This window comes from Paenalcaligenes sp. DL 309, from assembly GCF_057475285.1.
In genome coordinates, this window is record NZ_JBYBKW010000001.1 from 136205 (window position 1) to 160885 (window position 24681).

18 protein-coding genes and 1 pseudogene are annotated in these 24681 nt (G+C 45.1%); 6 read left to right on the top strand and 13 right to left on the bottom strand.

What is annotated here, in order from left to right; genetic code table 11:
* Positions 1 to 42: 42 nt before the first annotated feature.
* From pbpC to nagB, 3 genes are read right to left on the bottom strand one after another with little or no spacing between them, the layout of a single operon-like run.
* Complete coding sequence (pbpC, locus tag AC2UZJ_RS00635) at positions 43 to 2196, bottom strand: penicillin-binding protein 1C (protein WP_486948187.1); 2154 nt, start codon at positions 2194 to 2196, stop codon at positions 43 to 45.
* The gene (locus AC2UZJ_RS00640; RefSeq protein ID WP_486948188.1) at positions 2183 to 7531 is read right to left on the bottom strand and encodes an alpha-2-macroglobulin family protein; all 5349 of its coding nucleotides are present in this window, start codon (positions 7529 to 7531) and stop codon (positions 2183 to 2185) included. Before AC2UZJ_RS00640 ends, pbpC begins: the two co-directional genes overlap by 14 nt.
* Positions 7513 to 8283, bottom strand: coding sequence for a glucosamine-6-phosphate deaminase (gene nagB, locus AC2UZJ_RS00645; RefSeq protein WP_486948189.1), 771 nt, complete (start codon positions 8281 to 8283; stop codon positions 7513 to 7515). Before nagB ends, AC2UZJ_RS00640 begins: the two co-directional genes overlap by 19 nt.
* A gap of 133 nt (positions 8284 to 8416) precedes the next feature.
* On the opposite strand from nagB, the gene AC2UZJ_RS00650 reads away from it, so the two are divergent.
* Both AC2UZJ_RS00650 and AC2UZJ_RS00655 read left to right on the top strand, forming a co-directional pair.
* A complete protein-coding gene (locus AC2UZJ_RS00650; protein WP_486948190.1) occupies positions 8417 to 8899 on the top strand; it encodes a hypothetical protein in 483 nt (160 codons plus the stop codon).
* Positions 8900 to 8927: 28 nt separating this feature from the next.
* Complete coding sequence (locus AC2UZJ_RS00655) at positions 8928 to 9959, top strand: NADP-dependent oxidoreductase (protein ID WP_486948191.1); 1032 nt, start codon at positions 8928 to 8930, stop codon at positions 9957 to 9959.
* A 20-nt stretch (positions 9960 to 9979) separates the two neighbouring features.
* Here AC2UZJ_RS00655 and AC2UZJ_RS00660 read toward each other — a convergent pair whose 3' ends face one another.
* The 4 genes from AC2UZJ_RS00660 to AC2UZJ_RS00675 all read right to left on the bottom strand — a co-directional run bounded on the left by AC2UZJ_RS00660 (position 9980) and on the right by AC2UZJ_RS00675 (position 14686).
* Positions 9980 to 10840, bottom strand: coding sequence for a hypothetical protein (locus tag AC2UZJ_RS00660; RefSeq protein ID WP_486948192.1), 861 nt, complete (start codon positions 10838 to 10840; stop codon positions 9980 to 9982).
* Positions 10841 to 10871: 31 nt separating this feature from the next.
* On the bottom strand, positions 10872 to 12389 hold the full coding sequence (locus AC2UZJ_RS00665; protein WP_486948193.1) for a molybdopterin-dependent oxidoreductase: 1518 nt from the start codon (positions 12387 to 12389) through the stop codon (positions 10872 to 10874).
* A gap of 13 nt (positions 12390 to 12402) precedes the next feature.
* Positions 12403 to 12930, bottom strand: a complete 528-nt coding sequence (locus tag AC2UZJ_RS00670; protein WP_486948194.1) for a hypothetical protein — start codon at positions 12928 to 12930, stop codon at positions 12403 to 12405.
* A 154-nt stretch (positions 12931 to 13084) separates the two neighbouring features.
* Complete coding sequence (locus tag AC2UZJ_RS00675; RefSeq protein WP_486948195.1) at positions 13085 to 14686, bottom strand: isocitrate lyase; 1602 nt, start codon at positions 14684 to 14686, stop codon at positions 13085 to 13087.
* Positions 14687 to 14942: 256 nt separating this feature from the next.
* Here AC2UZJ_RS00675 and AC2UZJ_RS00680 point away from each other — a divergent pair, with 256 nt between their 5' ends.
* The 3 genes and pseudogenes from AC2UZJ_RS00680 to mgtE form a co-directional block, all read left to right on the top strand.
* A complete protein-coding gene (locus AC2UZJ_RS00680) occupies positions 14943 to 15767 on the top strand; it encodes a DUF4377 domain-containing protein (RefSeq protein WP_486948196.1) in 825 nt (274 codons plus the stop codon).
* An 11-nt stretch (positions 15768 to 15778) separates the two neighbouring features.
* Complete coding sequence (locus AC2UZJ_RS00685; protein WP_486948197.1) at positions 15779 to 16168, top strand: magnesium transporter MgtE N-terminal domain-containing protein; 390 nt, start codon at positions 15779 to 15781, stop codon at positions 16166 to 16168.
* Positions 16169 to 16180: 12 nt separating this feature from the next.
* Positions 16181 to 17113, top strand: a pseudogene (gene mgtE, locus AC2UZJ_RS00690) (magnesium transporter); the annotation flags it as partial.
* Between the two features lie 33 nt (positions 17114 to 17146).
* Here the strand turns inward: mgtE and sodC are convergent.
* Positions 17147 to 17680, bottom strand: a complete 534-nt coding sequence (gene sodC / locus AC2UZJ_RS00695; RefSeq protein WP_486948198.1) for a superoxide dismutase [Cu-Zn] SodC — start codon at positions 17678 to 17680, stop codon at positions 17147 to 17149.
* Between the two features lie 127 nt (positions 17681 to 17807).
* Between sodC and AC2UZJ_RS00700 the strand changes: the two genes are divergently transcribed.
* Entirely contained in the window at positions 17808 to 20342 is a 2535-nt protein-coding gene (locus AC2UZJ_RS00700) for a mechanosensitive ion channel domain-containing protein (protein WP_486948199.1), read from the top strand.
* Here AC2UZJ_RS00700 and AC2UZJ_RS00705 read toward each other — a convergent pair.
* From AC2UZJ_RS00705 to AC2UZJ_RS00725, 5 genes are all read right to left on the bottom strand, one after another.
* Positions 20339 to 21535: an MFS transporter gene (locus tag AC2UZJ_RS00705; RefSeq protein ID WP_486948200.1), complete on the bottom strand. Its 1197-nt coding sequence runs from the start codon at positions 21533 to 21535 to the stop codon at positions 20339 to 20341. The genes AC2UZJ_RS00700 and AC2UZJ_RS00705 overlap by 4 nt on opposite strands.
* Positions 21522 to 21728, bottom strand: coding sequence for a hypothetical protein (locus tag AC2UZJ_RS00710; RefSeq protein ID WP_486948201.1), 207 nt, complete (start codon positions 21726 to 21728; stop codon positions 21522 to 21524). Before AC2UZJ_RS00710 ends, AC2UZJ_RS00705 begins: the two co-directional genes overlap by 14 nt.
* 95 nt (positions 21729 to 21823) lie before the next feature.
* Complete coding sequence (locus AC2UZJ_RS00715) at positions 21824 to 23104, bottom strand: TRAP transporter large permease (protein WP_486948202.1); 1281 nt, start codon at positions 23102 to 23104, stop codon at positions 21824 to 21826.
* A complete protein-coding gene (locus AC2UZJ_RS00720; protein WP_486948203.1) occupies positions 23101 to 23607 on the bottom strand; it encodes a TRAP transporter small permease in 507 nt (168 codons plus the stop codon). Before AC2UZJ_RS00720 ends, AC2UZJ_RS00715 begins: the two co-directional genes overlap by 4 nt.
* Before the next feature lie 55 nt (positions 23608 to 23662).
* Positions 23663 to 24652 carry a TRAP transporter substrate-binding protein gene (locus tag AC2UZJ_RS00725; RefSeq protein ID WP_486948204.1) on the bottom strand — a complete coding sequence of 330 codons (990 nt, stop codon included), beginning with the start codon at positions 24650 to 24652 and terminating at the stop codon, positions 23663 to 23665.
* Positions 24653 to 24681 lie beyond the last annotated feature (29 nt).

Below are 24681 nucleotides of genomic sequence, written 5' to 3' on the forward strand. Positions count from 1 at the left end.
CTCTATCATAGCCATCACTTGAAAGCTTAAGTAGTGTGAAAATTAAGGCTTGACTTGAATAAAGACCGTATCTAGCAAACTATTTGTCGATGCTTGTATCAGCTCGATACGATGCAATCCTACCTGTAAAGGCCAAGCAAACTGTGCAGCATTTGATATCAGCTTACCATTTATTTTCCACCGCACGCCATCACCGAAGGCGATGTTTGTACGCAAAACAATACGCTGCTGGGCTGGTGGAATATCAGGATCAAAGGCATAAATAGCTTGATTCAGTGGCGTTATAATACGACTTTTATCAACATTATTTGATGATAAACGTATCTCTTGACGTTCAGTGCCGGCTAAAAAACACTCTTGGCGCGGCGGCTCGCTATGATTAATAAAAGAAACCTGCGTACAAAGCACAGCTTCGGGTAACTCTGGCGCAAACGAACCGCTGCCTGTGTCAAGCACTGTGGATGTGTGCAAAAATTGCATAAGCGCTTGCCAAATAGGTCCCGCCCCACTTACTCCAGATACATCGTGCATAGCGGACCCATCGGTATTTCCTACCCATACCCCTACGGTATACTGCTCACTAAAACCCACGGTCCAATTATCACGCATATCTTTAGAGGTGCCTGTTTTCACAGCTGTCCAAAAAGAGGTGTTTAATACACTATCCAAACCAAAAGTAAGCGCCCTAGCGGTGTTATCGGCCAAGATATTTTGAATAATCCATGTGGCCCCCTCAGGCGCAATTCGTTGCTCGCTAGTCTCACAGCCCAAAGTAAAACAAGCCGCACTATACAGACCTAAATTTGCCAGACTTCTATAGGCATTAGTGAGTTGCCATAAACTCACCTCCACTCCACCCAAAGCTAAACCTAAGCCGTAATAATCGGCGTTATAGGGCAAGTCAAAACCCAGTTGTTGCAAATAATTTTGCAAATCATCTACTCCCACTTGAGCTAATAAGCGCACTGCAGGAATATTCATAGAACTCGCTAAGGCTACCCGGGCAGATACCCAGCCCATAAACTGCTCATCATAATTTTGTGGCACATACATGCCATACGGAGTACTAAATTGTGCGCTGGTATCTGCCAATAATGAGGCGGCGGTAATTCGCTTCTGCGCAATTGCGAGCTGATATAAAAAAGGTTTTAAGGTTGAGCCAGCCTGACGTTTAGCTTGCACATGATCATACTGTGTTGCCTGTGATTGCTCACTACTGCCCACATAAGCGATGACCTCTCCGGAGGGATTATGCAATACCAACACCGCTGCATCCTTTGCATTACTGCCATCTAAGTCTAAAAGGTGGCGTTGCATAATAATTTGCGCTTGCTGCTGTACTGTTTTATCTATGCTGCCATACAGTAAAGGCTGTGCGTCGTGCTGCATAATAAAGCGCGCTGCATGCGGGGCCTCTTGCGGGTTGCCCCAAGCTGGCTGAGCTAGGCGCTTCAGAGCCTGTTTATTGCGCCACTGTTGTGCTTGGCAATCTGCTTGTGGATTAATACTGCGCCATAAAATACAACTCCGTTGCTGCAACCGCTCTAAGGCCGCATTGGGACTAGGTAACATGGCTACCGCTAAGGCCGCTTCAGGCAAAGACAGAGCAAAGGCTTGCTTTTGCCATAACACCCGCGCCATCGCATCTACCCCTACCAGTTCTCCTTTAAAAGGCACCAAATTTAAATAGGCTTCTAAGATTTGGGCTTTAGACCAGTGTTTTTCTAATTGTTGTGCTAACCGGGCCTGCTGCCACTTAGCTGACCAACTACGCTGCCCTACTCTCCGTCCAGACCCTAAATTCAACAAGTCGACTAACTGCATACTAATGGTGGATGTGCCGCGTAAAGAATGCCCTCGTATAGCAGACCAGCCCGTGCCAGCTACAGCATACCAGTCCACGCCCCTATGCTCGTAAAAGCGTCTATCTTCGGCGTGTAATAGCACTTTTGTGAGCGCAGGAGAAATCGCGCCAAGACTTAACCAGTCGCCTTGACGTTGCTGCCAGTTAGTACGCGTGTGCTGCAACAAATTGCCGTGCCTATCAAACAATAACTGGTCAGAGTTGCTATGCTGCGCTTTTACCTCAGTAAAGCTCGGTATAAGCCATGACTCTGACTCTGCCTGCGTTGTGGTGTTTATTATTAATAATAAACCTAAACCCACTAAACAAAGCCATTGCCTAAGGGGCGGCATGAATGGTTATACCCGCTACAGGCAACTGCGCTTGCACACTGGCATCATACAAAGACTCAACGGTAGTAGGAGGCAACTCAAACTGCCCCGCCGTGTTTATTCGCACTTGATAACGTAAAGTAGACTCACCTGCTGGTAAATACTCAATATAAGCTCGGTAACCCGTATATAAACGTTCTATATAACTGGGACTAAGCCGTGGAGAATCCTGACGATTAGAGACGCTATCTAACACTACCGCCCCCGCAGGAATAGCATCGTTAATAACAGCCCACACACTGCTGTGTTCCGCATTGATAGTGAGCTCCACCTCGTAAATATCCCCAACGTGCCATTGCCCCGTTTGCGCTTGCGCTATGGCATTCACCGTGCGCGTCATTTTATAACCATTAAAATTTGGCTCTAGTATGGGTACTGCCGCTTCAGCACGTAATTGCACCCATACAGGCATCTTGGTATCTGAGTTGGCTTGTTCTATGTGAACTGGAGCGTTTTGCTCCCATCTCCAGTCTGTGGTGAAAGGAGGCTGAGCTTGTTTCTGACTCTTATTCCCCACTGCATACAATACCCTAGTGTTAATAGAAGACGGCGGATCCACCTGCTCTAAAGCCAATAAAGCCCAACTGTTTTCAGTAGTCGTACCCCAGCGACCCCTACGTTGCTGCGCTAATAATCCGTGCACTAAGGCTGGTATATGCTGCTCCCATTTCGGGTTATCGGCTACGGCTAAAAGTAAGCGGGCCTGATTAGTAACAGGACTCACCATCAAAACAGACATACGGTTTAGGGCATTGTCATTACTAAACATCAGCGTAGAACCGCGTGACACTAAGCGTGCTAATAATGTTTTTTCAATTTGCTCTAAGCGTGAGGAGTCTTGCACCACGCTTAACCCATCTATAAGCGCGGAAGTAGGCCATTGCGCAATATCCAAAGCTATAACATCTAAGCGATGCGTCGACACCATCTCGTACTGTGCCAAGGCATCTAAAGCGGCCAAATAAAAAGCCACTTGCTCTATGGCATTAGTACGAGGCTGATCACGTCGCCCTTCTACATAATTATGTAAACCTTGTAATAACGTTTGCGCTAGCGGTTTAGGCAGTTGGGTTTTCGCAGGCGCATAAGCACTAAGGCTTAGAACATAAGCATTTAAGCCAGCGCTACCTTGTAAATGCGGACTAGGAAAGTAACGTAAGAGGTTATTTTTATCTAAATAACTGGGTAGCTCTTGCATGAGATTTTGCCATTGTACTTCATCGTGCAAGGCCACATATTTAGACGCTTGCTGCTCAAAGCACGTGTAGGGGTATTGCTCAAACCAGGTTTTTACAGCGCTTTGATCACCCAAGGATTGCTGCACTCCTAATTGCACCTGTCCTAAATAGTTATTTCTGTACTGCATCGCACCATTGGGTAATGGCACGGACATGACTTGCGATTGCTCTGCTAATAAACGCTGCCACAACACTTGCTGCGTTCGTATAGGGACTTGTGCTTGCCACGCTTGAGTAAATTGTAGGCTATCTACCACCTCATCATTAGCTATATTGCGTGCGCTAAGCGTCCACTGCACTCGCCCATCATTTGCTCCTAACTGAGCAGGCATTTTCACTGTTTGCTTGAAAGTATGGCTGGCTTGAGCAGCAATATCTTGAGCGTCAAACGCTAAAGTAAATACTAACTCATCATTAATTCTGGCTTCCGCAATTAAAGCCACCGTCATAGGCTCTTTTTCCCTATTACGCACCGTAAATACCGTTTCATAAGTATCGCCAGTACGCACTACCGCGGGCAACCCAGACATGATTTGCACAGGTTGATGGGTTTGAATTTGTGCCTTAGCCACGCCAAACTGGCTACCCCCACTGTCTACCAATGCCACTAGCTCGAACTGCGTAATACTATGGTTTAAAGGCACCTCTATGATGGCCTCACCTTGAGCATCTAAGAGCACATCCGTGCGCCATACTAACAAGCTATCCAAAATCTCACGGGTAGGAGCACCGCCCCCACCTCCTCCTGCGGGCACGGCTTTACGACCATAATGCCGTCTGCCAATCACCTCTGACTGCATGGTAGCTGTTCGCACCCCGTAGCCCACGGGGGGATACATAGCATCCAGTAAACTCCAGCTATTATTTGTCATCAATTCTAAGAGAGCTTGATCTACACCAACTAGAAGCACAGAAGCTTGAGCAGCGGGCTCACCATTTGCTAAGGTAGCAGCCACGTTAAGCTGAGCCGTCTCACCTACTTGATAAACGGGTTGCTCAGGCTTCAATTCCACCTGAATAGCGTGCGTGGTAGTGGGTACCTTTAACTGAGCGATGCCATACCTAAAACTGGGCTTAGATAAATCAATAGCCGTGGTGGGAGCCGGCGCCACGTCTGCGCTATTTTTATACGCTTTATACCACGCCACAGGAGACTTCCACCCACCATCTAAAAAGCTTTGCCAGGTGGCAGGATAAACACGCCCCCGTAACGCCAATACGGACACATACACATTGGGGCCCCAATTATCGCCTACGGTTAGCTCAAAGAAGGGATCATCCCGTTCTAGAATTACCACTTCGGTATGTAATACCTTGTCTTGCTCTACCGCTACTAAAGCCGTGGCCTCAGCAAAGGGCATGTTGACTTGAAAGCGTACTTTTTGTCCTGGTTCTGCGGTTTTCTTATCAGCGATAACATCTATACGGTCATGATTATCACCATTTATTACTGACTCTTCCCCCCCTAGCCACAAAGACGTTTCTGTAATGTAACGGTGCCCTTGCTTATCTGCACTACTGCTATGCAATATGAGCTGACCACCATCCGCTACAGTTATATCACAATGCCATTCCCCTTTAGCATTTGTTTGGGCTTGGCAAAGCTCGCCTATGTCTTCGATTTGCTCTTCACTATCATAACGATAAAAACCGCCTACCATACGCTGGCGCGTGGTGTAGTAACGCTGCTTTTGCCCTGTGACTTCTACCCGTTGCTCCGCTATAGGCTGCCCTTCTGGATCGATGACTACGCCTTTAACTGTAACGCTATTGCCTTCTTCCCAATAAGGATGGTTTACGCCCACTACCACTCCCGCTGGCCAAAGCGTTTGGCGTTGCTGCACACTTTGTACTTGACCATTGGGGTCCATAAAGCTGGCTTCGACCACTAAATCTTGGACTTCAGCCGTAGGCGCCAACCTAATAGGAAGCTGAGCGGCTCCGTGCTCATTTAAACGTAAAGGCATTTTATCTACGATTACAGTAGGCCGTAAGTGTTCTGCTTTGGTAGTGAAGCGGTATTCTTCGTAAGCGGTAAACGTAGGACTGCTGTTTTGTTTGAGGGCACTAATTTGTACAGGCTGCTCTGCAGCCACGCCACCTGAAATATAGTTTAACTGTAGATCTACTAACGCTTCTTTAGCCGCGATTAAAGCAGCAGACTCTACGCCTGCCACATTAATTTTACCGGTTAAATAAGGACGCTTAAACGCTTCCACATAAAAGGATGCACTATTAAATTGATGCTGTGCTCCCTGTAGCCACACTTGATATTGCCCCAAGGTGGTATTTTTTGCTAAGTCTACTGTGCTAAGAGCATACCAACCACCTGTGGGATTGCGTTGCCACTGCAAATCTTGAGTGATTTCATCGCCACTGCCCACATGCCGAATCACTAAATCAGGCAACATCTGATCTAAAGATTGTGTGGCTGTTGGGCTACCTCGCCAATAATGCTTTAAATGGACGGTCTCCCCCGTTAAAAATAAGGGCCTATCAGTTACGGTATGTGCAACTTCAGATTGATCTGTCCCATAAAAATACGGCAAATTAAAACGCCAAGACTCAATGCCTTGATCTGCATTGCTTAAAACAAAACTGCTGTCATCGCCTTGAGTGGCGGTAATAAACAAACCGCTTAGCCCCGTCTCCGGGCAGTAACTGTCATCAAAAGGGTGATTGTCTGCTATCCAGCGACCTTGCGTATCTGTACGCCCTGAAGCCAACAGCACGCCGTCACAACTTAATACCGTTATATCGGCATTCGGCACCACCTTACCTGTATCTAAACGGGTTACCCACACCAATAATTGATTGGTGGATAATTTACTGTGCACCGCTAAGTTTGTAACCAAAGCCGCTGTAGGCACATACCTCGTACTGTTATCTTCCTCATAAGTTTGTCCGAGCTGAGCCGACTGAGCTTCTACGATATGCAAGCCCGCCCCTTCCAAGGGCACTCCTATGAGCTCTATGTGTTTGTCTTGAACATTAGGAGCAGCGGGTAATATGAGCTGCTGAGTTTGCGCCATGGTATTTGGCTGTTCAAATAAAGAAATAGTTTGAGAATCTGTGTTTTTAACGTGCACATACCAATCAAACATGCTACGTGGCGTATTAACCCGCAATTGACGTACTTGGCCAGCGGATTTTTTTGCATCAGCTGTTAGCAAATTGGGCTCTACACCACGTAGAGCTAAAGGTAATAATGCTGGGGTATCTGCATAACGCTCTAAAACGCCAATGCCTTCATGGGTAAATTTCAATAAAGGCGGTAAGGCTGCTGTTTTTATAGGCTGTTGAAAAAAATCAGGATTAGCAAGGCTGCGTCCGGCATCGTCTTTAAGTTGTTGCCAATCCGTGGGCAACTGCCAACGCAACTCGGCGTGCGGCAACTTTGGGGCGGCAAAACTGAGTCCATCAATAAACGTCTCAGGCTCTATAAGCTCTTCTGGGTTTAAAACCGTATTATCAGGTAATAGCAGCCGCAGCTCGTGGGCTATGTGTGCAGACACAGGCGCCGAAAAACGCAGTTGTAAAGGCCGTAATGGATTGCAATCGGCGGTGCTTTTGGTTTTCTCACAAAGTAGCTGTGCCCGTAAAGGACTACGCACCGTAAACGATAAACCAGTTTGATCGGCGGTAAAAGCCTGTGGTACTAAATTATGCTGAGCCGCATCAAACAACTGTAAACGTACTGTAGAACCGGGAGCCAATCGTTGGGCACACTGCGCCACCACATACTCCTTGGCCGTCTCAGGCCCATAACTATAACTTTGTTCAGTAAGTAATGCGTGAGCAGATTCAGGCGCTAAAGAAATTAAAGGGATTTGTTCACCCACCACACTGCTTTGGCAGTAACTATAGGGTAAGATGCTTGCTTTATTAACCGGTTGATTAAAGCGTAGAATAAACGCTTGATCTTCGGCTACATCACCATAGTAAGGCTGTACAGTTTCGATTTGCACCGCTTCGGCACCTGAGCTGCACGTGGCCCAAAAAGAACCTATCACCAAAGCAGTCATGCGTAACCATGCTTTTAACTGCTGTGTACGCATTGCTTTTCAACCCTTTGGCATACAGTCTCAGGTAGTAAAACCGCCGCTGCCTCATCAATAATAATCATGGCATTGGGGTGCTGTTTAATAATGGAAGCAGGCATGGACTCATTTATAGTACTGTTATAGAGATCTAAGGTGACTTGCGCTTTATTTGCACCTGTTATTAAAAGCAAAATGTTTTTGGCCTCCATAATATCCTGCAAGCCCAAAGTAATAGCATGGGTAGGGACTTGCGCCATAGAGTCAAAAAAACGACCATTATCAATGCGTGTACGTTCAGAAAGCGCAACCACATGCGTACGGCTTTGAAAACAAGTACCTGGCTCATTAAAGCCAATATGGCCATTCGTACCTATACCTAAAAGTTGCAAATCAATGCCACCGGCTTCGACAATATATTTAGAATACATTTGGCATTGCTCAGCTAAGTCTGTGCATAAACCATCAGGCAAAAAACTTTGATGTGGAGCAAAGGCTAAGCGATTAAATAAATGCTCGCGCATATAATAATGATAGCTTTGGGGGTGATCTTCCCCTAAACCTATGTATTCATCTAAATTAAAAGTGGTGAGGCCAGAAACATTAATATTTTGCATCGCCACTTCACGTATAAACTGCTGATACACTGGCTCCATCGTACTGCCCGTGGCCAAACCCAATACCGCATTTGGTTTACGTTTAATCAAATCGATAAGCTGCCCTGTTACGTACTGGGCAATAGAAGCAGGGTTTGGAAAAATAGAAAACATAGCGACGCAGCACCTATTAATCAAAAATTCAAGATAAGATATTACACTCTTACACCCGGAATTGTCTTACAAATAGTTTGTAAGAGGGGTGTATTTCTTTATTAATTACTTTATTTACTACTTAGTTACCACCATGAACCAATCCAGATCCCCTCTTGCGAATTTATTACGTTTTGCCATTTGCCTGACTTACTTTTTTGGCGGCATTTTAGGGTTATATGTATTACTACCCGCCACACAGGGGTTTATGACTTCATGGTTAGCGATTACGTTATTTGGTTTTATGCTAGGTCAAAACATCGTGGCCATTTATGGTTCTTTTACTTTTTTTAAGAATAAACCCAGTGGTGGCCGCTTACTATACTGGCTTTCCTGGACTAGTGTACCCGTCTTTTCCTCCGAATTGATTTCATACCATAGTATTATTGGTCTAGGTCTAGTACCTATGATGAGCTTTGATCCCCATAATTATGGTATGTATTTACTTTTCGAATATGGCTATAACGGTGTGATGAGCTGGTTTCCAACTTATGATTCGTATCAATTAGGCATTAACTTAGTGCCTTTGGTGTTTATAGGAGTGATTAGACAATTAATTAATGTTAATGAAACTTGAGTTTGCTAAACCACTTGGAGTGGAGATTATGACTAAACATGAAGCCGTAAATCGTCAAATAGTATTAGCAAGCCGTCCACACGGTGCCCCTACTGATAGTAATTTCAAGCTACTTGAAAGTCCTATACCTCAGCCTGAAGATGGGCAGGTATTATTGCGTACTTTGTATTTATCTTTGGACCCTTATATGCGAGGTCGTATGAGTGATGCGCCCTCATATGCTCCCTCTGTAGCCATTGATGAGGTGATGGTGGGAGGCACGGTTTCGCGCGTAGAAGTGTCCAAAAACACCAAATTTAACGTGGGCGATTTAGTGGTTGCAGCGGCAGGTTGGCAAGAGTATGCCTTATCTGACGGCGACGATCTAATCAAGCTGGATGCCACCATGAGTCGGCCCTCCACTGCTCTAGGTGTCTTAGGTATGCCTGGTTTCACCGCCTACATGGGTTTACTGGATGTTGGTCAACCCAAAGCGGGTGAAACCGTAGTCGTGGCGGCAGCAAGTGGCGCGGTAGGTTCTATTGTGGGTCAAATAGCAAAAATCAAAGGTTGTCGTGTCGTTGGCATCGCCGGTGGCCCTGAAAAATGTGCCTATGTGGTGGAGGAATTAGGTTTTGATGCTTGTATAGATCATCGTAGTGCGGATTTTGCTACCCAGTTGGCTTCAGCATGTACGGATGGCATTGATGTGTATTTTGAAAACGTAGGTGGAGCCGTCTTTGATGCAGTACTCCCTTTACTGAATATAGGTGCTCGTGTGCCAGTGTGCGGTATGATCGCACACTATAACGATACCGCCCTACCTGAAGGCCCTGATCGTCTGGGCTTATTAACCCGCACTATTCTAACTAAACGCTTGAAGTTACAAGGCTTCATCATCTTTGATTACGCCCCACGTTATGACGAATTTTTCACTCAAATGAATACGTGGGTGAGTGAAGGTAAAGTGCGCTTTAAAGAAGATATCGTTGACGGTTTAGAAAATGCCCCTCAAGCGTTTATAGGCTTACTCGAAGGTAAAAACTTTGGCAAACTTGTGGTGCAAGTTGCTCAACCTTAAGAGTACAAACCGTTAATTTTTCAGAGCTTGGTGAGTGACTGTGGATCACGAATACGATGACGGCGGGAAAATTGACCCGTCTCCGCTTTCTGCGCTTGCTTAAGTGCAGACTCGGCCACCGATGCAGGCGAAGCCAGACCCAGTTCCTGCAACGCGGTTTGCGCCTGCTCTGCCCGTGCCTCGAAGGAGCGCAAGGCTGTCAAGGTTTGCTCATCGAGGCGTCCCTTAGACTCGAAGTATTTCAATCGCGGATAACGTCCTGCTAACGCGACTCCCCAATTAAGTGCGGGATTCCACCATGAGTTAATTTCTCGTCCCTTACCGGCCAGATGCTGTTCTAGCACGTCATCGAGAGCTCCATTCAATAGCTTCAGATCGAAGGCGGCGCCGGGCACCGAATCATTGGGCACAGCACTATAGGCGTCAACGCCCGTGCTCGAAGGTCCGGTTCGGGTATCTCTATAGCGGGCGAGAGTCATCATATCGCTGGCCAGCACCGGTTTATTAACCGGCAGACGAGCCGCCTCGGGATCGCCCATCAGCTGGCCCCAAGACATACGAATGAAGGTGTGTTGGTCTTCCATCCCGGGATGCGTGCATCGAAGTCCAATAGCATAGGCTTCTAGGGGCTCTTGCAGGAACTGAAACCCAGTATAGCGCGCCCAGCGAACCACAAGAAACTCATGTGAAGCGGCACCGGGAAGATGGAAATTAACCTCTTGTAGGTAGTCCAGCACGATCTGCACCTGCTCGTCCGACAGTTCAATGTCTTCGTGCAGCGGGTACATCCCTTCAAAGGTGTTGCGCACCGGCCTGGGGCGCTCGGCAATGTAAGCATCGAGCTCGGCTTGGGTACGTGGGCGTGTTTTCTTAAACATCATAAAACGACTTCCTTTTTCTTCTTGCGAATGATCAGATCAGCTGATTGCGGTCATAGAAATCCGTGTCCTCAAAATAGCCACCGCGACCCTCAAGGATAATATCGTAGCGATTGACCACCTCAATACGCTCCAACCACTTCAGGCTACGAAACCCCGTCGAAGTTTCTAAGCGCAGGCGCACCGGTCCGCCATTTTTGGCCGGAATCTCACCTTCGTCGTTGAGCTCATAGGCAATCAGCGTCTGCGGCATCTTCGCCTCAACCATGGGTGTGGATACGTAGTAGGTGCCCCCCTCGTAGAGAACGTCATCGCGCCCCATGTTCTGGAAGCTGGTGTACACCACGTCCGTTGCGCCGGGCAAAGGCTCTGCTAGCTCCAAAAGGGCTGACACGGGAATACCGCGCCACCGCCCGATGGAAGTGAAACCCTGCACACAGTGGTGAAGCGTGGTCTGCGAATAGCCCGCAGCCAGCTCGCGAAGTTCGGCAATGGTCAACGTCATCGGGCGTTCTACGTAACCACCGATCTCGAGCACGTAGTCGTCTTCGTAGCAATTAGCCATCAACGCCAGATACTCTTCGGTTTCTGGTGGTCGTCCGCTGCCACGGAAGTTCTGCGTGGTGTTTTCCAGACCCACGTCTTTACCCGTGATATTTGAGCGATCGTAGTGCATGCGCGCGGGCAGCTTATAGAGCAGATTCGACCACGGCCGCACAATAATATTATGCAATCGCTCAACGGCACGGCCGTCTGCTAAGGTCCACCGCGTGACCACCACGTGCAGAACGATAATTAAGAGGAGTCCGATGCTAAAAATAACGCCACCCAAAACAGGATTATTGGAGTGTCCCAATACCATTTTTGATGTCTCGTGCAGGTAGCCGTGAAGAAAGACCAAGGGCACGTGTATGACGAAGAAGACCACGTAGCCAACCAAGCATAAAAAGTGCGTACTACGAATCACTTGGCGGCCGCCAAGTGCACGGGTTATACGCGAAAAATGGTTGGCAATGGCAGGCGACTGAAAAGCGCCAGTCAGGATGACTAAAGGCGTCAATATCAGCATCACAAACCCGTAAGACAATTGCTGCAGGGCATTAAACACCATGCCATCTACAGACTGTGGCATGGTGAAGGCAAGGTAGGCCAGCATATCCTGACCCGCCTGAGTAAAAGTGTCCCAGCTGGTGGGCACGTAGCGCCGCCACTGACCGGTGGCCAGCAGTAATACGAAGTAGATGATCCAACAGCTCACAAAACCCGTAACGGTTATGAAATGCCAGTAACGCCCAAGACCAAGCAGGCGACGCCCAGGCAACGAAATACGGGGAGAATAGTCGCTGTCCTCCCCGCCCACCGTATAATATTTGTGTTTTGGCTCATTCTGAACGGTAAACTGCGCCCACGAGCTACCAGGCACGGTGTGCTGCGAGCGGTAAAGTTTAGGATAGGTTCCCAGAATTTCTAGGCCCGAGCGAACAAGGAACGTAATGAAGATGATGTTGAGAAAATGCTCCACACGAAGCCACCACGGAAATCCGAGATCCATTGATAAACCTTTGTTAGTCCATAAAATGTTGATTGTCGGGAGCAGCAACGATCATCCCGTATTGCAGTGCCCAAAAAAGCACAAAATAGGCGATGGAAGCAAGCAGCGTTAGATTCCAAATCGCGGCGGAAACCACACTGGCACCATTCCATACATAAGGAGCGTGGCCCAGCAGGCCACCAATGTAGACTAAAAGGGAGGACAGCGCGATGAGTAATCCCCATTTCCAGATACGCGCAGAGCTCATCAAGCCAGCGGCGACGAACACCACGGCAGCCCCGCAAATAGCCCACAAAACTGGGGTCGCGAAAAGAAATGGCTCATGATTCGAAAACGCAATTGCTGCCGAAGCGGCACCGACCACAGCGATCACTGCAATGAGTAGCAACCGAGTAGTCTGCGGTAAATTGATACGTATGTAGCGCAAAAACGGCGCACGTTTTTTGCCTGACTTAATGTGCTCAAGAACTGGCTGAGTTGCGTTTTTAGTGCCACGAAAGTCCACACCCGCACGCAAAGCGGGAGAATTGTTGTCTTCCATTGCTATATATTGCCTCCATCGAAGATCATTAATCGTCAGTCGGTGTTCAGCACCGCTACTAATGCTACAACAGGAAGAGTGTCTAGTAATAGAAATCCCCGCCATAAATGGCGGGGATTTAAACTTAATCTACTAATTAATATATTGATTAGTATTAGATGTTATCAAACTGATTCATTGTGTTGTCGGCACCGCCTGCTTTCAGTGCAGCATCACCCGAGAAATATTCTTTGTGATCGTCACCGATGTCCGAACCAGCCATGCGCTGGTGGCGTACTGTAGCGATTTCGTTACGAATTTCGCGACGCTGAACGCCTTCCACATACGCCAACATACCGTCATCACCAAAGTAACCTTTTGCCAATGTGTCGGTAGACAAGGCGGCAGTGTGGTATGTAGGTAAGGTAATTAAGTGATGGAAAATACCGGCTTCGCGAGCTGCATCCGCTTGGAAGCTACGAATACGATCATCCGCCTCTTTACAAAGTTCTGTCCCATCGTACTCCGAACTCATTAAGCGATCGCGGTTGTACTCAGACACGTCTTTGCCCTGCTCTGCCCAGTCATCATAAGTTTGCTGACGGAAGCTTAGAGTCCAGTTAAAGCTTGGGCTATTGTTGTAAACCAGCTTCGCGTTTGGTACTTCCTCGCGAATGGCTTTAACCATAGCAGCAATTTGACCAACATGAGGCTGCTCTGTTTCAATCCAAAGTAAATCAGCGCCGTTTTGTAAGCTAGTAATACAATCAAGAACTACGCGATCAAAACCAGTGTCTTTGCGGAACTGGAATAAGCCGGACGCAAGACGACTAGGTTTTAAAAGTTTACCATTAGCTTTAACCACCACATCACCGTTATTAATGTCTTCGGCACTTTCAATGTACTCGCCATCTAGGAAGCTGTTGTACTGATCACCTAGGTCGCCGGGCTCATTAGTCACAGCAATTTGCTTAGTTAAACCGGCACCCAAGGAGTCTGTACGAGCAACAATCACGCCGTTATCTACGCCTAATTCTAAAAAAGCGTAACGTACAGCGTTAATTTTTGAGAGAAACTCCGCATGAGGAACGGTAACTTTACCATCTTGGTGACCACACTGCTTCTCATCCGATACTTGGTTTTCTAGCTGAATTGCACAAGCACCCGCCTCAATCATTTTCTTAGCCAATAGATAAATGGCTTCTTCATTCCCAAAACCAGCGTCAATATCAGCGATAATAGGCACAACATGCGTTTCGAAGTTATCGATCTTATTGAGGATCTCTTTTTCTTTGGTGCTATCACCTGCAGCACGAGCCTCATCTAATTCACGGAAGTAATCGTTGAGTTCAACCGCATCGGCCTGCTTTAAAAAAGTATATAACTCTTCGATAGTGTCAGAAACAGTCGTTTTCTCGTGCATGGATTGGTCAGGTAAAGGGCCAAACTTAGAACGAAGTGCCGCAATCATCCAACCAGAAAGATATAAATAGCTTTTTTTGGTAGAACCAAAATGCTTTTTAATCGAAATCATTTTTTGCTGGCCAATAAAACCATGCCAGCAACCCAAAGATTGGGTGTACTGAGAACTATCCGCATCGTATTCAGCCATATCTTTGCGCATAATATCTGCAGTGTACTTAGCAATATCTAAACCTGTTTGAAAACGATTTTGTAAACGCATACGAACAGCCGACTCTGCGTCAATGGCATTCCAAGTGGAATGTTCACCGATCGTAGAGGAGAGGCGTTCAACGTCTTTCAGATACTGAGACATAGTTTTGTTCCTGTAGAAAGTTAATAAGAAATAAAATCTTTGTTGTTAGATAGTCTAAGCTTATTTTTCCAATTAATGAAACTTTCAGTCTCTTTTTCTGGAGAAAATGCAAAATACAGTTGCTTTTTTGTGAATTTTCCATAATGTGGATATAGCTTTCACTATGGTGACAAAATCCCACTATTTTCTGTACTAATGCAGGATTTTTTCGTATAAATAGAACACATCGAAAATAAAAAGGAAATTCAGGAATCTCATGAAACAATCCAAACTGACTTACTTAGCAGCCATCGTAGCTACTGCAACGCTTGCTGCTTGCTCCACCCCTTTAAGCTCTCTCAAGCAAGTTGAAAAACAAACTGCACTCTCTACTCAGCAAAACTTACAAGCCTATCACTGGGATTTAGTTAGCACTATTAGCTCAGAAGGCGATACCACTCCCGCTTGGATTTCCAATGACCCCGATTTTAGTCAACCACTAAGCCTTAGCTTTACTGAGAATCGTGTGGCAATTCAAAACCTGTGTAATCCGTTAATGGCTGGCTATGCCATTACAGAACGCGATATTGATTTCAGCCAAGTGGCTAGTGGGATGCGTATGTGTGCTGATCCACAACTCATGCAATATGAGCAGCAAGTGGGCCAATTACTGCCTACTGCCACGGACTGGTCTTTAGCCATCGCAGACCAAAACCAAGCAGATGCTCCTGCGCCTATACTCACTTTGCATTTTGAAAATGGAGATAGCTGGCGCTTAAAAGGCGAGCCTACTAATGAAACAAAATACGGTGCGCCAGCAGAAACGGTTTTTTTAGAAATAGCACCTCAACCCGAGACATGCCCTAACAGTGGTGAAAACTGCTTAAAAGTCCGTAATGTTAACTATGATGATAATGGCATCAAAACCAGTGTGGGTGAATGGACATTTTTACAAACCAATGCCATTGAAGGTTTTACACACCAAGCAGGCGTAATGAACGTATTACGTGTGAATCGCTTTCCTATTAAAAATGCCTCCACCGATGCAGCACAGTATGCTTATGAGTTAGATATGGTGGTAGAAACCAGCGGAGCTTTTTGAAGTTAAATTAAATGAAACCTTCTTTAGATGTATATAACCGCATCCCTCATATAGCGGATGCGGTTAGTTATATAAATAAATTAAAAAGCCCTCAGGCTTTAAAATTAGCCGCTCAACTGAGTAACTTTCAACTTGTAGAGCTCTTAGATAATCCAGAGCTCAAGCATGGAGTTGTTCTAACTAATTACTTAACAGAAATTGGTAATTCCGATGTCTTAGACCACGTGGCCGAAGACCGTATGGTGGTGTTATTAAATGATCTGGATGCCCCCCAAAGACAGAAAACACTGGCTTTGTTGAGCCAAGCTTCGCGCTCTTCTATTTTACGCCTGATGAGCTTTCCCGAAAACAGTGCGGGCAGCATCATGACGACGGAGTTCATCCAAGTCCCTATCACATGAACGGTAGGTCAAACATTAACCTATATTAAAAAAGTAGAAAGCACCCGCGAAACCGTTTATGCCATCTACGTAGTAGACGAGCAAGAAAAACTCCGCTTCGTTCTGCCATTACGTAAACTGGTTTGCGCCGATGCTGAGCTGCCCCTCGCCGAATTATGGGCTTCCGATCAAAGCCCTGTCACCATTGATCCTTATGCGAATCGTAAAGACGTGGCCAGACTCATTCGTAGACACGACTTTTTAGCCTTACCCGTAGTAGATGCCGAACAAGTGATCGGAATTGTGACCGTGGATGATGTACTTGACGCCCTTATTGATGAAGCTTCGGAAGATTTAGGACGTTTCGGGGGTGGTGAACATATTGATCAGCCCTATTTAGACGTGAGCTTTAAAACCATGCTACGTAAACGGGGTGGCTGGTTAGCGGTTTTATTTTTAGGTGAAATGCTCACAGCTAGTGCCATGCAGCATTACGAAATGGCCTTGGAACAAGCCGTGATATTGGCGATGTTCATCCCGCTTATTATGAGCTCGGGAGGTAACTCGGGATCTCAAGCCACCTCCTTGCTTATCCGTGGCTTGGCCTTAGGAGAAGTACAACTTAAAGACTGGTGGCGTGTGTTAATACGTGAAATGCCTACTGGTCTCACCTTAGGGGCAGGCCTGGGGGCCATTGGTTTTATACGCATCCTCATTTGGCAACACACAGGGCTCTTTGATTACGGTGAGTACTATCTACTCATAGCCTTTACCATTTGGATTTCCCTAATAGGAATTGTGACTTTTGGGTCGAGTATTGGCTCTATGCTGCCATTTATACTGCAGCGCGTGGGTTTTGATCCCGCCAGTGCGTCTGCACCATTGGTAGCTACCTTAGTAGACGTATTAGGTTTAATTATTTATTTTTCTACCGCTACCTTAGTGTTAACTGGGACAGTATTATAAAAAGGTGGGTCCTCCCCACCTTTTTATTAATCATTAATTAATCACACCACACGCCATGCGCGCACCGCCACCGCCTAAAGGCTTAGGATGATCGGAGTGATTATCACCACCGAAATGCACCATGAGCGAGTGGCCACGCAAATCATCTACATTATCAAGCCGCGGTGCAAGCACAGGCTGTACGGCTTCGCCATTCTCACCCACAAACAGCGGGGGTAAGTCACCCATATGACCTGTGCCCCATGGCTCACCATGCTGACCAGCTCCTTCTGGATCCCAATGACCCCCCGCAGCACCTGCAGGCACTTTCTTGCCATCTACTTCTGATGGCTCACAGCTCGGGTTTTCATGCACATGAAAACCGTGTAGACCGGGTTCTAGATTTTGCATAGCCGGGGTAAATACAAGACCATAATCAGAAACGGTAACCGCTACATCACCTACCTGCTCGGTGGTACCGGTTTCATCAACCAAAAACATAGGCACCATGAGAGTGTCTGCCTGCACCGCTGTGGCGCTAAAACCCATCGCTATAGCCACTAATGACATAGAAAGAATTTTTTTCATACTGTGTACTCCTTAACTATTATTTATTAACAAATGCCGTTCTATCTTAGGATTATTCATTCATCAATGCTACCCTATATATCTCTATTGAGTAATTAATCCTAAAGTAATCCTATAAGATTCGCTTATGCCAAAGAACGCTACCCCCTACTGTACAAAGAATTTAAATCTGCGAGCACCCCTGCTCGCTTTTTTATTTACTTTAATAAGCCTGCTTTTTAGCTCAGGGACTTTTGCGCAGAACGAAACTGCTGCCACTGAAAACCCTGAATCTCAGCTTAGCTATGACGCTCTGGCCGAAGTGCTAGCTAATGACAAAGTACGCGATAAACTCATTAATGAATTACGAACCTTAGCCAAAGAAAATGCTACAGCAGAGCAAGGGACTACTGTAATTACTGAACCAGCAAACGGTCTAGCATATCAACCGGCTATTAACGAACCCAATCGCGTTGTGGCACACCTACAAATGTTTGCTCAAAACCTACGTAGTGATGTGATGAAATCTTGGGAAATCGTACGCCCTTTAGGTAGTGGTGATGTACAACATCTACAAAAAGTGCGCTTTTGGCAAACCGCGCTCTTTAATCTGCTCCTCACCATCATCACGGTTATTTTCGCTTATCTGATTAGCCGCCGGCTGGCGCATCCACTATTTACCCATATTGATAAATGGGCGCAACGCCAACCTTCTCAAGCTCAGTTAGATAAAGTGCAACATGCACAAAACAAACGCCATATTGAGCGTGAACAGCTCGCCGAAGCAAGCAAAGCGCAGCAAGAAAAAGAACTAACTGAGCAGCTAAGTGATAATGTCAGCAGCGAGTTTGCTCACATTCAAACAGAAGAGGAAATCACTACAGACACTCCTCCCATTCCCCAAGCTTCTGACACACATCGCGTCTTAAACCAGTTCAAAGTGCGCTATCAGCAAATGCGTAAGCTCGCTGCTGTGATCTTTGCTTTTGCTATTGATGTGCTCACTTTTGTAGTAGCTGCTTTAGTGGGTTATGTGGCGGTATTAGCCTTACCTACTGCACAAAGCGCACAGAATGCTACCTTGCTAAGCATGCAGTTTTTAACGGCTTTCTTTGCCATAGAAATGGTGAAAACGGTGAGCCGTGCTATTTTCTCCACCCGTTATGATCATTTACGCTTAGTGCCTATTAGCAGTAAAGACGCTAACTACTGGAATCGTTGGGTGGCTACGGTAGTTACTGTGGGTGGATACGGTTTATTAGTGCTGGTGCCGGTTTTAGAAAATGTGCTGTCTGCAGCGCTAGCAAATGTGGTGGGGGCGGTATTGATTTTAGCCGTCTACATTTATGCTGTACGCGTGTTGTGGAGCAAAAGAAAATCCGTTACCGATACACTTTTACATTTAGCTGAGAACACGGAAAACTCCCAAAGTGCTTTTATGGGTAGTGTATTACGTATTACTGCTAAGCTTTGGATATGGTTGGCCCTACTCTATTTCACTGTGCTCTTTGTGGTCACCCAAGCAGACCAACAAAACGCTTTGGGCTTTATGGCTAATGCCAGTGCTCAAACCTTATTAGCCATAATCGTGGGGAGCGTTCTCTCCTTACTCTTAAACTCCTTGGTAACATACCGTTTGCACTTATCAGCGCACTGGAATCAGTCTTTTCCATTACTTGAAGAGCGCTTAAACTCGTATCTTCCCGCTATTTTTCGTGTAGTGCGTATTGTGGTATTTGCTGGCGTATTACTCAGCATTTTTGATGCATGGCAGCTACTTAGTCTAAAAACGTGGTTTAGCTCCGCGCAAGGCCAAGCCATGTTAAGCACGCTTATACGTGTAGCATTGGTACTTATTATTTCTGCTTTAAGCTGGACGGTACTCGCCAGTATTATTGAACACCGTCTTGCTAGCTCCGGCAGCAAAATGCCAACTGAGCGCGAAAAAACGCTACTCATGCTATTTCGTAACGCTTTAGCCATTGTCATTGTTACCCTTACAGCGCTTATTGTGCTCTCACAATTTGGCATAGACATAGGTCCACTGATTGCTGGTGCGGGGGTGATTGGTTTAGCGGTTGGTTTTGGGGCGCAGAAACTAGTACAAGACGTGATTACCGGCGTTTTTATTCAGCTTGAAAACGGCATGAACCAAAACGATGTAGTGGAAGTGGCAGGCTTATTTGGCGTGGTGGAAAAGCTCACCATTCGTTCAGTAGTCATTCGTACCTTAGATGGGGGCTACCATTTAGTGCCTTTCTCTAGTATTGATTGTGTGGCAAACCATACGCGTGACTATGGCTATCATGTAGGTGAGTACTTTATCAGTTTAGATCAATCTGTGGATGAAGCGGTTGTACACTTAGAGGCCGCTTTTGAAGATTTGAAAAAAGATGAGGAAGTTGCAGATGCTATCTTAGAAGATATGACGATTCCTGGTGTGTCTGCTCTAGGCCATGAGGGTGCAAGAATTCGTACCCTCATCAAAACCACGCCCGGTATGCAATGGGCAGTACAACGCAGCTTTAATCGTTTGGTTAAACAGCACTTTGATGCTGCTGGTATTGAAATCCCCTACCCGCAGACCGTGCTACACTTCGGCCGCAATAAAAACGGCACCGCCGCTCCCGTAAATGTACATATGGTGGATGCGGTGGCTCAGGCGGCTAATCACAATAATTAATTAGCGCTGATAGACGTTGTGCGGCTGAGTAAGAAAACCATCACTAAGCCACACAACGCAAACGTCATGGTCGCCACCCACGCCCATTGCCACCCCCCTAAGAGACTCACTACCCAAGCCACCACAGGGGCGCCTATAAATTGCCCCATGGCGGAACACTGCTGCACCCAGCCTACGGTAGAAGAGGTGGTTTGTGGGGTAGGAGCGAAGCTAACGGCTAATACAAAACATGTGGCAGGTATTAATCCGCCGACTATAGAAAGCAAAAGGACTGCAAAAAATTGTGCCGTGGCCCCTAAGCCCAGACCAAAGGCCACAAAAGCTGTAATGATCATGGTAATAAAACCAATAGTCATTAATACCGGAGCACTAACCGCTTTATACAGTAATCGACCGGCCATCACATTACCAATAATATTAGATCCTGCAATTAAAGCGGTTAAAAACCCGGCAGTAGGTCCAGAGATATTAGCATTGGCATAAATAGTAGGTAAAAAGCCAATCACAGCAGACCATTGCGCCGCATAAACTCCAAAAATCAAAGCCACTAACCAGACGGACTTAGCACCCAAGGTTGTGGCAATCATACTAATAATAGAAACCCGTTTTACTTTATACTCTGCCTTATCTTGAGGAATCAAAACCAGTGCGAATAAAAACATTAACAAAGTAACACTAGCTAACAGCAACCAAAGAGTACGCCACGAACTAATACTAATTAGCCAAGAACCTCCTAACAAAATAATCACTGCGCCAGCGGGCATATAAGAACCCCATAGCCCCATAATACGGCTAAGAGCATCTGCAGGAACTAAACGTTTAATAAGGGCAGGAACTGGCAAGACCACCATAAGAAAGCCGCACCCTTCTATGGCGCGGCTAAGTAAAAACATAGTTTTAGAATGAAAGAAAGTGGTATTCAATGAGGCCAAACTTAAGATGGCTAAACCAATCAGAATACACCGACGTAAGCCAATACGTTCTGCAAAAAGCCCAGTGATTAAGCCTAAGGTCATGCCTGCAAACTGCACGCTGGATAATAAAAAACCAGACTCAACCAAATTAAGATTTAACTCACGTTGGAGTGACGGAAGTGCTGGGGGTAATTTCCAAACATGAAGTGCAGCACAAACACCCACCAACACCAAAAAAAATGCGGTTAATATGGGCTGCTTTTGATTAGGCGGTAACATGCAGCTTAGTGCCTACCATTCCACTTAATGCCAACTCTTGGGGTCCCGTCATGGCGGAATCAATTAACCCTAAAATAGTGGCTTCTTGCCCTTCTAATACCTTTTTAAGTAATGCATTATCTTTTTCTTGCATCAGCACGGCATTTTCAATGGCTAGGCTTGCACCTACAACGCCTTCAATAGAACCTGACATATATCCTCCTGATCTAATTGATCTAAAAGTACTCTACACATAACTGACGCATCAGTTACAACTCTAGTATAGCGTTTAGCTAAAACGAATTATACTCAGCGTACAATTTTGCTAGGCAACCAAGTAGAGATCTCTGGTATGGCAGCAATTAACACCAAGGTCAACGTAACAGCTACTAAAAAGGGAGCAACTGCTCTCACTAAAGCCCCCATTCCTACATTTGACTGCCCCATAACCACAAATAAACCAGGCCCCACTGGGGGAGTAATCACGCCTACGGTAGTGGCTACGGCAACAAGAACACCAAACTGTATGGGATCTATGCCTAACTCTGCAACCACAGGCATTAATATAGGAACTAAAACAATAAGTACACTAATTGTTTCTAAAAACAAACCTAAAAATATTAATAATGCAATTACCAACAGCATAAATATAAAGGGTGACTGAGTCAGCATAGTTATGCTTTGCACAAGCTGATCAGGAATACCTTCAAAAGTCAAAACCCAACTCAATAACGTTGCTGCGGCAATTAAGCTACAAATAGTGGCGGTTAATAGACAAACTGAAATGAATATTTCATAAAGATCTTTTATTTTAATGTCTTTATAAGCAAAGCAAATTAAAAAAGAAATAAGAGCTGCTACCGCACCCGCCTCAGTAGGGGTCATTACGCCAGCTGATATACCTACAATTACAAAAATAGGAATTAACCCAGGTAAAATTCCATCTATTAAAATCTTTTTAATGGTTTTTTCTCTTTTCTTATCTCGTTCTACCTTCGGAACTCTACTACCTACTATGCTATAAATAAATACTACAATACATAATGCAATAAAAATTAAAATTCCGGGTAGGATTCCTGCTATAAATAAAGGCGCTATAGGCTGCACTGAAACAACAGCATAAATAATCATTAGCATTGAAGGCGGGAATATTGGTCCTAGCAAACCTCCTGACACGGTAACAGCACAAGAAAAACTTTTCTCATACCCTTGCTTTTCCATCTCAGGCACCATGATACGACTCATCACGCCTATCTGTGCTAAGGCTGAACCCAATATAGAAGCTGCCATGGCATTAGTTATGAGATTGGCATACGCCATGCCTCCACGTAATCGCCCTACCGCCAACTCAGCTACAGCAATAAGTCTTTGTGTTAACCCCCCTTTATTCATGACCTCACCCACCAATAAGAACAAAGGTATAGCAAGTAGGCTATTTATATCTAAAGCACTGTACAACTGCAAAGGGACGGCATCAAAAAGTATAGATAAATCACTCACTGCCATGAAGACAATAGCAGCAGCCAAAATAGATCCAAAAATTGGAAAGCCTGTAAGCAATAAAATAAAGAAAAGAATAAGAACTATCATGCAATCTCCTCTTTATTTTTCAAAAAGAAATGATTAAGAAAAATAACTATTTGATGAAATAAAAGTAAACTAAAGGCAATAGGAAAAGAAGCATAGGTATACCATTTTGGTAGATTAGTAGTGCCACTCATTTCCATTTGAGTATCTGCTCTTAAAACCCAATCCCAAGAATAATATACTAAGAAAAAAACAAGAATTAAAAAAAGAAAATCATTAGCTATTTTCAATACAAAACTATATTTATCACCTAGTGCTATTAATAGAAAATCAACACTTATTAAACCTTTAGATTTTGCAAGACAAGAAAGCCCAAATGCAGTAATAAATATTAAAAACTGCACTGCGATCTCTTCTGCCCAAAAAATAGGAGAGTTAAAGAAATATCTAAATATAACTTGAGATATCATTATTAGAGATAGAGATAGCCCAAAAATAAACAAAAGAATTTTTTCTATTTTATTAAAAAATGTATCTATCTTGTTTAAAATAGAAATAAAAGCCATAACAAACTCTCCAAAAAATACTCTCTATAAATATAGAGAGTATGTAGGTTTATTATTAATTTTTTAGCTCATTAACCTGATTGTAAAACTTAGCTCGTAATGGATTACTTTTTATGTATTTTTGAGTAATTTCCTCACCTATGGCCATAAAGGGCTGTAAGTCAATCTCTTGAATCTCTATACCATCTTCTTTTAAAAGCGCTAAGTTATTTATGTCTGCCTCTATAGCTCGCTGAAAACCCCATTTCTCAGCATCTTTAATAGATTTTAACAACATGGCTTGCTGCTCCGCATCCAAACGCTCCCAATAACGCTTTGAAGCAACAATAACACCCATAAAAGCCATTTGATTAGTTAAGCTTAAATAAGGTGCTTGTTGATGCAGCTTCATACCAACTAAGGCATCTAAGTCCACATCAACCACGTTTAAGAGATTGGTTGTTAAAGCAGGAGCTACTTCGGATAAAGGCATTGCTGTCGGTGCAGCACCGTTAGCATTCCACCAATCATTAAAAATAGAGCTAGGGAAAGCACGTATTTTTTTATTTTTCAAATCCTCAGGACTAGTAATAGGTTCAGTAGCTAAGATATGGCGCATACCCGCAAACACATAACCAAGACCAACCAAACCTTGTTTGTCTAGGTTGTCTAACATCTCTTGCGCGGCCTCTAGTTCTGTGGCTTTGGTTGCGTCCTCTACATCGTCAAATAGATAGGGCAAAGACCAACCTAATAATGACTCTTCACGATTCGCCACAAAAGCACCAGTTAAAATACCTAATGGCATGGCCCCAGACTGGAGCAAATTAACCATTTGTGCTTCACTTCCAAGCTTGCTTAGAGGGTTCACATCCACCTTAAACTTACCATCGCTGTTTTTCTGTACATTTTCATCAATTTTCTCAGCGACCTGGTGCCAAACATGCGTAGGTGGCGTTACGTGCCCTAACTTTAGTGTTTGTGCCTGTGCTCCTACAGTTAAAGCAAGACCAGCACCCATTAAACAAAGATTTACCCAGTATTTTTTCTTCAAGCTTTTCATCATATCCCTCTCCTTTTTTACTTTCAAATTCA